Consider the following 10,912-nt stretch of genomic DNA (forward strand, 5'->3'; position numbering starts at 1 on the left):
CTCCCCTTCAGGGGAGGGGCCGGGGGTGGGGCGCTTCGGCGAGCAGGTTGCCTGATTGAGAGGCCCCACCCCAACCCCTCCCCTGAAGGGGAGGGGCTAGGGTCGCCCTCAATACCGGACCGTGATCGTCCCCAGGATCGAGCGCGGTGCGCCATAATAGCCGCCGTCGAAGGTCAGCGCGGTCAGGTACTTGGCGTTGGTCAGGTTGCGCAGGTTCGCCGACAGCGCGATCCGCCGGGTGATGTCGTACTTGGCCATCAGGTCGACCAGCGCATAGCCGTCCTGCCGGACCGAGCGGGTCTGGGTGTAGATCACGCTCTGATACTGGGCCGACGCACCCACTTTGAGTTCGGGCAGGGCGGGCGGCGAATAGACGATGTTCAGCCGCCCGGTGTTGCGCGGTACGAACAGGCGCGCGGGGTCGCCCTTCTGATCCTCGATCCGCATCAGCGTATAGCCGCCCGTAACCTGCAGCCCCTCGGCCAGGCGTCCGCCGACCTCCAGCTCGATCCCCTCGGACTTGGCGTTCACCCCGCGCGAGACGAAGCGGCCGTTGACGAAGCCGATGCTCTCGGCGGTGTTGTTCTGATGCACGCGGAAGATCGCCGCGCTGGCGTTCAGCCGTCCGCCGAACCAGTCGCCCTTGATCCCCGCCTCGATATTCTTGCCGCTGACCGGGTCCAGGATCCGGCCGTTCTCGCCGATGGCGGTCTGCGGATTGAAGATCGTCGTATAGCTGGCATAGGCGCTCAGCGACGGACTCAGGTCATAGGTAACCCCGGCAAAAGGCGAGAAGCGCGAATTATTGAAATTGGTGTCGACATTGTACGAAAAGCCGACGCTGCGCGCATGGGTGAAATTGCCCCCGAGCATCAGCTTCAACGGATCGGCCAGGCTGAAGCGAACCAGGCCATAGGCGGTTTCGCGGCGGGTCTGGGTGTTCTGGCTCGATGCATAGGCCGTCGAGAAGTTGGTCGGGAAATCGACCTTGGGGAAATTGCCCTGGAACAGGTCGGGGAAGGGCAGCGTCAGGCCGACCTTGGAATAGTCGTAGCTCGACGTCTGCTTGTAGTCCTGCGCGCTGCGGTTGACGCCGAACATCAGCTGATGCTCACGCCCGAACAGCGTGAAGGGGCCGGTGGCATAGGCTTCCATGGTCAGGTTGCGCGTCTGTGCGCGGAAGGCACCCGGATAGCTCTTGATCCCCAGGAACTGCCCCGGATTGGCGGGGTCCGGGGCGATGCCGTTGGGCGCGCCGCGGACCGGATTGCCATAGACATAGAACAACTCGTCCGCCTCGCTGGTCGCCCGCCGCACCGCGCTGATCCGCGCGACCCAGTCCCCGGCAAAGTGATGCGTCAGGTCGCCGAAGATCTGCCGGTCGATCACGTTCCAGCCCGACCATTCGGGCGCGACATTGGTCGATCGCGGCATGTCGATGCGGGTGCCATCGGTATAGGTCAGCGGCATCGCGCCCCACATCGCGCCGTGGCTCTGATGATCCTGATGGCCGTAACCGCCGCTCAGCACGGTATCGGGGCCGAGGTCCGCCTCGACCACGCCGTACCCGGTCCAGCGGCGCAGGCTGTACCGGTCGAGATAGCTGTCGGCGTCCGACAGCACGCCGACGACACGCGCGCGGACATGGCCGTCCCTGGTCAGCGGCGTGCTGACATCCGCGTCCAGGCGCACGCTGTTGAACGAGCCGTACTGGACGCTGGCGGTCGCCTGAAGGTCCTTGGTCGGGCGCTTGCGGACGAAGTTGATGACCGCCGACGGATTGCCGGTCGGCGACAACAGCCCGGGCGCGCCGCGCACCACCTCGATATGGTCATAGATGGCGGTGTCGATCGATCCGGTCTGGATGCCGAAGGCGAAGGGGACGCCGATGCCGTCGATCTGGAAGGTCTGGATGTCGAAACCGCGCGCCGAATAATAGACGCGATCGGTCTCGTTCGCCTGGACGTTGATGCCCGGAACCGTGGCCAGCAACTGGTTGACGTCGTTCAGCTGGAAATCGGTGATCTGCTGGCGGGTCACGATGCTGACCGACTGCGGCGTCTCGCGCAGGGTCAGGGGGATGCGCGTCGCGGTCGTCTGGCCGTCGATCGTATAGTCGTCCTTGCCCTCGGTCCGCTGGCCGGTGACGATGATGTCGTCGCGCGAGGCTTGGGGATCGGCCGCCACGGGGGTGGAGGTCGGGGCGGTGATGGCGGCGGCACCGGCCGCCAGCGTCATCAGGATCGGCATTGCGGAAACTCCCTGTTTTTCCGCCTCCTATGAATGATGGCATGTTATTGCAAGTCAGTATCGAAAGCAAAAACGTCGTCGATGGGGGGTATTTCGATGGGGACGCCGTCTGACGGCAAATCGCATCGTCCGGCCCTAGCCATGCCGGACACCCGCCCCCACATGGATCCCCGACATGGCGCTTCATCTGACCAAGGTCGCGTTCGGGGCGACCAGTATCGATCACCTGGCCGAACGACTGAAGATGCGGGCGCAGGAAGGGCCGGTGTTCCTGACCACGCGCTATCTGCCCAAGCGGCATGAGGAAGTGGCGGGGCAGGGGTCGCTGTTCTGGATCCTGAAGCATCAGCTGATTGCACGCTCGCCGATCCTGTCCTTTGGCGAGGCCGAGGGCGGGCGGTGCGCGATCCATATCGATCCCGAACTGGTACTGGTGCAGGCGCTGCCCCGGCGCGCGCATCAGGGCTGGCGCTATCTGGAGGCGGCGGACGCGCCACCCGATCTGGGCGGGGCGGCGTCCGGGATCGATATGATGCCGCCGGTGCTGGTCGGCAAGCTGGTGGAACTGGGGCTGATCTAGGCTGATCGACATTCATTTGTTTCCTCCCCTGGAAGGGGAGGTGGCAGGCTGAAGGCCTGACGGAGGGGTGTCCCGGTCTGAGAGGTCGGTCAGACATCGCAAGCGGTGATACCCCTCCACCATGCTGCGCATGGTCCCCCTCCCCTGTCAGGGGAGGAATGAGCGAATGCCGGTCCGCCTCGGGTCAGAACTTCGGACCCGCCACCGCCGCGCGGGTCTTTTTCGGGGTGTCGGCGAACAGCTTGGCGATCGCGGTGTTGCGCGCGTCCTGCGATGCATATTCGCGGGCCGAGAGACCGGCGACGCTGTCCGCCATGTCGGGATCGGCTCCGGCGTTCAGCAGCTCGCGGACCATGCCGATGTCGTGGCGCTGCACCGCACGGATCAGCGGGGTCTCGCCGGACGCATTGCCGATATTCGGATTGGCCTTGGCCGCGGTCAGGATGCGGATCATCTCGGGCTGTCCGCCCGCCACCGCCAGCAGCAGCGGCGTATTGCCGCGCCCGTCGCGCAGGTTGGGATCGGCGCCCTTCTGGAGCAGGAAGCGCAGATAGGTTTCGTCGCCGCGCTTGATGACGATGTGCAGCGCGCCTTCGCCGCTGGTCACGTCGCGGGTGTTGATGATGCTGGCGCCGGGGCGGTCCAGCATGTTGGTGACGTCATTGCCCTTGGCCTCGCGCACGGCCTGAAGGAATTTGTAGCTTTCCGACTGCATCATCTGCGCCGCGAGCGGCGTGGCGAGGCTGCCCAGAAGCACGGCGGCGAGCAGGGGGCGAAGGGACATGAAACGATATCCTGAGCAATGGAGCATGGCTTGCGCCGAGCGATTTATCACAGCAAGGCTGTCGGCGTCATGACCCGATTGTTCCTGTCCCTTCTGACCCTGCTGGCGCTTCCTCTGGCCGGTTGCGGCCCCTCCCAGCCCGAGGCGGAAGGGCCGCTGGCGGGCGTGAAGATCGGCGGGCCGTTCCAGCTGATCGATGCCAAGGGCAAGACCGTCACCGACCGCGATTTCGCCGGGCGCTACCGCGTCATGTATTTCGGCTATACCTTCTGCCCCGATGTCTGCCCCACCGATATGCAGGCGATCGCGGCGGGCCTGAAGCTGCTCGACAAGAGCGCGCCCGCCAAGGCGAAGAAGATCGTTCCGCTGTTCATCACCGTCGACCCCGAACGCGACACGCCCGCCGTGGTCGGCCGCTTCGCCGCCGCCTTCGACCCGCGCATTATCGGCCTGACCGGCACGCCTGCCCAGATCGAGGCGGTGAAGAAGGCCTATGCCGTCTGGGCGGCCAAGGGCGACAAATCGCCCGGCGGCGGTTACCTGGTGAACCATAGCCGCCAGGTCTATCTGATGGACCCGTCGAACAAGCCGCTGGCGCTGGTCCCGGCGGACGAGGGGCCGGAGGCGGTCGCCAAGACGCTCGACCAGTGGGTGCGCTGATGGAGCGGTGCTGATGGAACGGTTCTGGGAAAAGCCGATCGAAAGCCTCGACCGCGCGCAGTGGGAGGCGCTGTGCGACGGCTGCGGCAAATGCTGCATCCACAAGCTGGAGGATGAGGAGACGGGCGAGCTGGTGCCGACCAACGTCGCCTGTCGCCTGCTCGACCGGCGTAGCGGGCAATGCTCCAATTATCGCCACCGCCGCGCCTTTGTCAGCGAGTGCGTGCGGCTGACCATGGGCAATGTCCGGTCGATCGACTGGCTGCCCACCACCTGCGCCTATCGCCTGCGCGCGGCGAACGAGCCGTTGCCCGACTGGCATTATCTGATCTGCGGCGACCGCGAGGCGGTCCACCGCGCCGGGCAGTCGGTGCGCGGCTGGACGATCAGCGAGGATGATGCGGGCGATTTCGAAAACCATATCGTGGACCGGGAATTGTGATCGACGAAGTCGTGCGGCACCCCACGGCCAAGACCATCCGGCTCAGCATCGATCCCGCCACCGGCACCGCGCGGCTGGTCGTGCCCAAGCGGGCGGGGCTGAAAAAGGCGCTTGCCTGGGCCGAGGACAAGAAGGATTGGATCGCCGCGCAGCGTGCGCGGCTGCCGCATCCGCGCCCCTTCGTGCCGGGCGGGGCGATCCCGTTCGGCGACACGGTGCTGACGCTGGAATGGGAGGAAGGCCGCGCCCGCGTCATCCAGCGCGACGGCGACCGGCTGATCGCTTCCGGCCCGATCGAGACGCTCGGACGCCGGGTCGAGGCGTGGTTGAAGCGGCAGGCGCTGGAGACGCTGGCGCGCGAAACGGCTGAGGTCGCGCGGGCGGCGGGAGTCACCGTGTCCAAGGTCAGCGTCGCCGATCCCAAGGCGCGCTGGGGCAGCTGCGCGTCGACCGGCGCGATCCGCTATAGCTGGCGGCTAATTCTCGCGCCCGGCTATGTCCGCCGCGCGACGGTGGCGCATGAGGTCGCGCACCGTGTCCATATGAACCACGCCCCCGCCTTCCACGCGCTCGTCGCCGAGCTGCTGGGCGAGGACCCCGCGCCCGCCACCACCTGGTTGCGGCAGCATGGCGCGGGACTTCACTGGTTCGGCCGGTCGTCCTGACGTTCGCGGGGTAAGCCACGGGGCGGGTTGCCGGACGCACGCGGTTCGCGCGTCGCCCCGCCGCCGCGACCTGTCACCCGGTCGATCCACGCCTGATCCAGCCGCTGCGGTGGCGTCGGCGCCTGGGCAGGTTGTTGCGGCTGGGCCGGGGCACCCGGCTGCGGCTGCTGGATCGGCACCGGCGCACCCGGCTCGCGGTGGGTCGGAATCTCGACCGCCTCGCTACCGTCCTCGGGCGCACCCGCACTGGGCGGGGGCAGTGGGTTGCCATCGGCATCGACCGCCGCAACGCCATTGTCGGGCTGGCCGAAATAGCTCTCCTCATCAGGCTCCAGCTGCCATTCGGGCAGCGTGACCTGGGTGTCGAACTGCTCGATCGGGCGGTTGGCGACCGCGACGCGCATATAATCCGCAAAGGCCTTGGCGGGCGCGGTGCCGCCGTGCAGCCCGGCGACCGGCTTGCCATTGTCGCGGCCCATCCAGACGCCGGTGGTGATTCCGCTGGAGAAGCCCAGGAACCAGCCATCCTTGGAACTGGTCGTCGTGCCCGTCTTGCCCGCGACCGGCCGCCCGATCTGCGCGGCGCGACCCGTGCCGGTGTTGACCGTGGTCTGGAGCAGGTCGGTCATCTCGGCGGCGATATAGGGGGCGACCAGCACATGGCTGCGGTCCACCTCATGGGTGTAGATGGTCTGGCCGTTCGCCACGACCTTGGTGATACCGTACGGCGTCACCTTCACGCCCTTGTTGGAGATGCTGGCAAAGGCGGCGACCATGTCGATCACATGGACTTCCGATGTGCCCAGCACCATCGAGGGATGGGTGTTGACCGGCGTGGTGATGCCGAAGCGGCGCGCCATGTCGGCGACCGTCTGAAAACCCACTTCCTGGCCCAGCTTGGCCGCCACGGTGTTCAGCGAATAGGCAAAGGCGGTGCGAAGCGAGACGCTGCCCGAATTGCGGCGCGAATCGTTGCGCGGGGACCAGCCGTCGATGGTGACGGGTTCGTCGACCACCTGGTCCTCGGGCTTGTGGCCCGCCTCCAGCGCGGCGAGATAGACGAACAGCTTGAACGCCGAACCCGGCTGGCGAACCGCCGTCGTTGCGCGGTTATAGTTGGTGGACACGTAGTCCAGCCCGCCGACCATCGCGCGCACGCTGCCGTCGCGGTCCAGGCTGACCAGTGCGCCCTGCGTCCCCGGAGGGGCATCCTTGCGGACGGCGGCATCGGCGGCGCGCTGCATGTTGAGGTCGAGCGTCGTCCACACGTCGAGCGGCGCGCTTTGCTCATCGATCAGCGTGTCGAGCTGGGGCAGCGCCCAGTCGGTGAAATAGCGGACCGAATTCTGCCTCGGCTCGGGCGCGAGCTTGAGCGCCTGCGGATCGGCATTGGCGGCCTGGGAGGGGGTGATGAAGCCGTTGCGCTCCATCTGCTGGATGACCACGCCCGCGCGGCCCACGGCGGCCTCGGCATCGGCGGTCGGCGAATAGTTGGACGGCGCCTTGACCAGCCCGGCGATCACCGCGGCTTCCGACAGGCTCAGATGTTCGGCACCGTGGCCGAAGAATTTCCGGCTGGCGGCGTCGATGCCGTACGCCCCGCCGCCATAATAGACCTTGTTCAGATACAGCTCGAGAATCTGGTTCTTCGAGAATTTCAGCTCCATCGCCAGCGCCAGGATCGCCTCGCGGAACTTGCGGCCGAACTTCTTCTGGTTGTTCAGGAAGATGGTGCGCGTGATCTGCTGGGTGATGGTCGAGCCGCCCTGTTTCCAGCGACCCTTTTCCAGCCGGACCTCGACCGAGCGGGCGATGCCGATCGGATCGACGCCGGGATGCTGGCGGAAGCGGCGATCCTCGACCGCGATCGTCGCGTCGCGCATGACGATCGGGATCTTGTCATAGGACAGCCACTCGCCATAGCTCGGCCCGAGCGAGACGATCACCGTGCCGTCGGCAGCATGGACGCGGATCATCTGGCCGTTGGGCGAGGATTTCAGCTCCTCGAAGCTCGGCAGCTGCGACTTGGCGACGAAGACCGCGATGGCCAGCGCACAGACCGCCAGGACGGCGAGGCCGATCAGGACCTGCAGGGTTACGACGATCCGGCGCCGCCAGGGAGAGCGGGGCTTGGAGGAGCGGGGCCGGGGAGACCGGGAAGACGACGCGCGAGGCATGGGACGGCTCGCGAATTACAGGGCTTTGGACATGACCACAAGCGGCCGATGCCGCATCGCGTCTTGCGCGGGGCTGAACCGGCGACACCTCGACGCATGCTTCGCACGGATATCGGGTCAAACATGTTAGTCTTTTATACGGGATCGGGTAGTAAAGGACCCCGAAGCCGAATGCGGGGTGAGATCGGTGGAAAGGGCAGGGATGGAACAGGTCGAACAGCAGCAGGGCACGTCGGCGGAACGCCGTGCGGGCAAGCGGCATTCGGCCGTCCTTCTTCTCGGCAAGATTTGCGGCGACAAGCCCGGCGTCTGTCTGGTCCATAATATCTCGGCCACCGGCCTGATGGCGCGATTCGTCGATATTCCGACGGTGGGCCAGTCCATCTGTATCGAGGTGCGCGGCCTGTCCCCCATTTCCGGCACCGTCCGCTGGGTCAATGGCCGCAAGGCGGGCGTGCAGTTCGATTCGCCCCAGCCCTATGAGCGGATTTTCTCGCACGAGAATGAGGACGGCACGATCCCGCGCGCGCCGCGCTTCGCCGTCACGCTGGCCGCCGATGTGCGGGTGGGCACCCACAAGTTCACGACCGCAATGATCGACGTGTCGGCGGGCGGCGCGAAGATGGTCGCCGATGGGAAGATCCAGCCGGGTCTGGCGGGCCATATCGTCGTGCGCCCGCTGGGCACCGCGATCTCGGGCACGGTCGCCTGGGTCAAGGACGGCCGCTTCGGCTTCCGATTCGTCTCGCCCCTGTCCATGGACGCGCTCGCGGCGATCGTCGCGCTGCGCTGACCCATCCTGCCCGATGGCGTGCGCCGGTTCAGGGCCGATCGACATTCCTCTATTCCTCCCCTGGCAGGGGAGGTGGCAGGCCGAAGGCCTGACGCAGGGGTGTCCTGCTGGAACAGGCGGGTCAACGATCGCGACCGGTGACACCCCTCCACCAGCTTCGCTGGTCCCCCTCCCCTTGCAGGGGAGGAAGGAAGACAACACGCGCTGAATGTCGATTGGGCCTAAGCCTCTCCCGTCGAGAGGGGCCAGGGCAGGCAAGGTATCCCTGCTTGTCGATCCTGTTCACGCACAGGCCGCAGACATGCCGACAGGCACCGGGCGAATTCTCGCTCGGGGCATTTCCATCGGATTTTCGGAAAAATCTGGTGCGGTCGAGAAGACTCGAACTTCCACGGCCTTTCGGCCACAACGACCTCAACGTTGCGCGTCTACCAATTCCGCCACGACCGCACTCGATAGTCACCACCGGCAAGCCGGAGGGCTGGTAGGCGGGTGCCCCTAGCAAAGCGATACGGGTAGCGCAATGGCTTTCGTCGACGATGTGCATTTGTCGGTCGCCGCCGATGGTTCTTTCTGCCGCGCCGAGGCTTTAGGAGCAGGACATGACCTTATCCCTTCGCCCCGACCGCGCCGAGGCACGCCGCCTGCTGGGCCTTGCCTGGCCCGTGATGCTGACCAGCCTCAACTGGACGATCCCGCACGTCACCGATGTGATCGTGGTCGGTCGGGTGGGCGAGCATGAGGTCGCCGCGCTTTCGGCCAGCCGGTCGCTGACCTATGTCGCGATCGTCACCGGGCTGGCCTGGCTGTCGGGCGTGCTGGTCCGGGCGTCGCGCGCCGACGGGGCGGGTGATTTGCCCGAAACGGGGCAGGCGCTGCGCGACGGCATGGTGCTGGGGCTGATCCTGGGCGTGGCGGCAATGCTGATCCTGGGATTGGGCGGCGCGGCGCTGCTGGCGGGGATCGGGGTCGTGCCTTCGCTGGTCGAACCCGGCGCGCGCGTCGTGGCCGTCATGGCGCTGGGCTATCCGTTCCAGATGGTCATGATCGCCGCCAGCTTCTTCCTCGAGGGGATCAGCCGTCCGCGCCGGGTGACCATGGTCAATCTGTCGATCCTGCCGATCAACGCAGCGCTCGCCTGGGCGCTGGCGGGCGGCGAGCTGGGACTGCCCGCCCTGGGGGCGGTCGGTGCGGCGCTGGCGACGGTGATCGCCTCGGCCCTGGGGGCGGTGGCGATGGTGGCCAGCGCGATGCGGCTGCCGCGCGGCGAGCAGCGCGGCGTGCGGCGGCTGGACCGTGCCGCCTGGGCGCCGACGCTGGCGGGGGCGGCCGGGCTGGCGCGATTCGGGCTGGTGCCTGCCATCGCCTCGGGCCTGGAACTGGCCGGGTTCGCGATCCTCATCGCGCTGTCCACCCGACTGGGCGATGCGACGGCGCATGGGTTCCAGATCGTCTTCTCGGTCCACAACGTCACCTTCGCGCTGGCGATCGGCCTGGGATCGGCGGCGGGGGTGCGCGCGGGCAATGCGGTGGGCGAGGGCACGGCCCCGGCGGCGGTGTCGCGCACCCTGCTGGCGGTCGGGATCGCGGCGCTGACCATGGGCATGTGCAGCCTGATCTTATGGACGATGCCCGCAGCGGTCGTCGGCGCCTTCCCCGCGCTGCCGGAGGCGCATGCGGCGGCGGTGGCGATGCTGATGATCTGGGCGCCCTTCATCCTGTTCGACGGGGTGCAGGTCGTGCTGGTCTATGCGCTGCGCTCGCTGAACGATCAGGTGGCGGCGGGGATCAACAGCATCATCGCCTATTTCGTCGTGACCGGCGGGGTGGGCTGGTGGCTGGTCGCCAGCGGCTGGGGCGCGCCGGCGCTCGCCTGGGCTTCGGGGATGGGGATGCTGGTCGCGGCAGTCCTGCACGGCACGCGGTTCGCGGTCATCGCGCGGCGGTTGCGGGATTCCCGTGGCCTTCGACTTCGCTCAGGCTGAACGGAGGTTGGTAGAAGGCCCCATTCCCTCACGCCGTTCAGGCCGAGCGAAGTCGAATGCTCCGCCCCGAACGCCTCAGTTCGCGCTGCCCTCACCCGCAAAGCTCAGGTCCAGCCGCTTGGAACTGGGCGGCACGTCCAGCTTGGCCGAGTTGAAGTCCATCGACGCGCCCGGCCCCAGCGTCCGCTGCTGCGGCGCGATCGCCCAGGAGAAGACGACGCGGCCCTGCGCGTCCTTCAGTTCGGCGCGCAGGTCGGGCACGCGCTGCGCGGTCGAGGACGGGTTGATGATCTGTCCCGAAATGGCAAATAGTTCCGAACCATTTTCCAGTTCGCGCCGCTCGATCGGGTTGGAGCGCAGCTCGAGGGCCGATTCGGTGCTGCCGACGCCGAACCAGCCGCCGATCCCCGGCATCCCGGTCCACAGGATCGCCGCCGTCGCGACCAGCATCAGCAATCCGGCCAGCACCGCGCCGATGGTCCAGCGCCGCACCGGGTTGCGCCGCGCACGGAAGGGCGGCCGATGGGCAAAGGCGTCGAAGCCCGAATCCTCCTGGGTCAGGATGGGCGGGGCGGG

General features: G+C 67.2%; 10 protein-coding genes and 1 tRNA gene. 6 read left to right on the forward strand and 5 right to left on the reverse strand.

Features of this window, described 5'->3' with window-relative positions:
- Positions 1-108 precede the first annotated feature (108 nt).
- On the reverse strand, positions 109-2,250 hold the full coding sequence (locus BSZ14_RS14370) for a TonB-dependent siderophore receptor (protein WP_083748272.1): 2,142 nt from the start codon (positions 2,248-2,250) through the stop codon (positions 109-111).
- 175 nt (positions 2,251-2,425) lie between these two features.
- On the opposite strand from BSZ14_RS14370, the gene BSZ14_RS14375 reads away from it, so the two are divergent.
- Positions 2,426-2,830, forward strand: a complete 405-nt coding sequence (locus BSZ14_RS14375; RefSeq protein WP_076711440.1) for a DUF1489 family protein — start codon at positions 2,426-2,428, stop codon at positions 2,828-2,830.
- A gap of 184 nt (positions 2,831-3,014) precedes the next feature.
- Here the strand turns inward: BSZ14_RS14375 and BSZ14_RS14380 are convergent, their stop codons facing one another.
- Entirely contained in the window at positions 3,015-3,614 is a 600-nt protein-coding gene (locus tag BSZ14_RS14380) for an ankyrin repeat domain-containing protein (RefSeq protein WP_042488154.1), read from the reverse strand.
- A gap of 69 nt (positions 3,615-3,683) precedes the next feature.
- On the opposite strand from BSZ14_RS14380, the gene BSZ14_RS14385 reads away from it, so the two are divergent.
- From BSZ14_RS14385 to BSZ14_RS14395, 3 genes are read left to right on the forward strand one after another with little or no spacing between them, the layout of a single operon-like run.
- Positions 3,684-4,274 (forward strand): SCO family protein, encoded by a 591-nt coding sequence (locus BSZ14_RS14385; protein ID WP_076711449.1) that lies wholly within the window; start codon positions 3,684-3,686, stop codon positions 4,272-4,274.
- 13 nt (positions 4,275-4,287) lie between these two features.
- Positions 4,288-4,716, forward strand: a complete 429-nt coding sequence (locus BSZ14_RS14390) for a YcgN family cysteine cluster protein (protein ID WP_042488223.1) — start codon at positions 4,288-4,290, stop codon at positions 4,714-4,716.
- Positions 4,713-5,381: a M48 family metallopeptidase gene (locus tag BSZ14_RS14395; protein ID WP_076711441.1), complete on the forward strand. Its 669-nt coding sequence runs from the start codon at positions 4,713-4,715 to the stop codon at positions 5,379-5,381. The genes BSZ14_RS14390 and BSZ14_RS14395 overlap by 4 nt, the downstream gene beginning before the upstream one ends.
- On the opposite strand, the gene BSZ14_RS14400 is transcribed toward BSZ14_RS14395, so the two are convergent.
- Positions 5,357-7,558 carry a transglycosylase domain-containing protein gene (locus tag BSZ14_RS14400; protein ID WP_083748273.1) on the reverse strand — a complete coding sequence of 734 codons (2,202 nt, stop codon included), beginning with the start codon at positions 7,556-7,558 and terminating at the stop codon, positions 5,357-5,359. The genes BSZ14_RS14395 and BSZ14_RS14400 overlap by 25 nt on opposite strands.
- 202 nt (positions 7,559-7,760) lie before the next feature.
- Between BSZ14_RS14400 and BSZ14_RS14405 the strand changes: the two genes are divergently transcribed.
- The gene (locus tag BSZ14_RS14405) at positions 7,761-8,351 is read left to right on the forward strand and encodes a PilZ domain-containing protein (protein WP_076711442.1); all 591 of its coding nucleotides are present in this window, start codon (positions 7,761-7,763) and stop codon (positions 8,349-8,351) included.
- Positions 8,352-8,714: 363 nt separating this feature from the next.
- On the opposite strand, the gene BSZ14_RS14410 is transcribed toward BSZ14_RS14405, so the two are convergent.
- Positions 8,715-8,801: transfer RNA gene (locus BSZ14_RS14410), tRNA-Leu, on the reverse strand.
- Positions 8,802-8,953: 152 nt separating this feature from the next.
- On the opposite strand from BSZ14_RS14410, the gene BSZ14_RS14415 reads away from it, so the two are divergent.
- Positions 8,954-10,336, forward strand: a complete 1,383-nt coding sequence (locus BSZ14_RS14415) for an MATE family efflux transporter (protein WP_076711443.1) — start codon at positions 8,954-8,956, stop codon at positions 10,334-10,336.
- 75 nt (positions 10,337-10,411) lie between these two features.
- On the opposite strand, the gene BSZ14_RS14420 is transcribed toward BSZ14_RS14415, so the two are convergent.
- On the reverse strand, positions 10,412-10,912 hold a 501-nt coding region (locus tag BSZ14_RS14420), incomplete at its 5' end, for a DUF3426 domain-containing protein (protein WP_076711444.1).

This window comes from Sphingomonas sp. Sph1(2015), assembly GCF_001970915.1.
In the GTDB taxonomy this organism is placed as follows: domain Bacteria; phylum Pseudomonadota; class Alphaproteobacteria; order Sphingomonadales; family Sphingomonadaceae; genus Sphingomonas; species Sphingomonas parapaucimobilis.

Excerpts from the sequence above, each read along its gene's own strand:
- BSZ14_RS14370 (WP_083748272.1), bottom strand. The coding sequence starts at position 2,250 with ATGCCGATCCTGATGACGCTGGCGGCCGGTGCCGCCGCCATCACCGCC.
- BSZ14_RS14375 (WP_076711440.1), top strand. The coding sequence starts at position 2,426 with ATGGCGCTTCATCTGACCAAGGTCGCGTTCGGGGCGACCAGTATCGAT.
- BSZ14_RS14380 (WP_042488154.1), bottom strand. The coding sequence starts at position 3,614 with ATGTCCCTTCGCCCCCTGCTCGCCGCCGTGCTTCTGGGCAGCCTCGCC.
- BSZ14_RS14385 (WP_076711449.1), top strand. The coding sequence starts at position 3,684 with ATGACCCGATTGTTCCTGTCCCTTCTGACCCTGCTGGCGCTTCCTCTG.
- BSZ14_RS14390 (WP_042488223.1), top strand. The coding sequence starts at position 4,288 with ATGGAACGGTTCTGGGAAAAGCCGATCGAAAGCCTCGACCGCGCGCAG.
- BSZ14_RS14400 (WP_083748273.1), bottom strand. The coding sequence starts at position 7,558 with ATGCCTCGCGCGTCGTCTTCCCGGTCTCCCCGGCCCCGCTCCTCCAAG.
- BSZ14_RS14405 (WP_076711442.1), top strand. The coding sequence starts at position 7,761 with ATGGAACAGGTCGAACAGCAGCAGGGCACGTCGGCGGAACGCCGTGCG.
- BSZ14_RS14415 (WP_076711443.1), top strand. The coding sequence starts at position 8,954 with ATGACCTTATCCCTTCGCCCCGACCGCGCCGAGGCACGCCGCCTGCTG.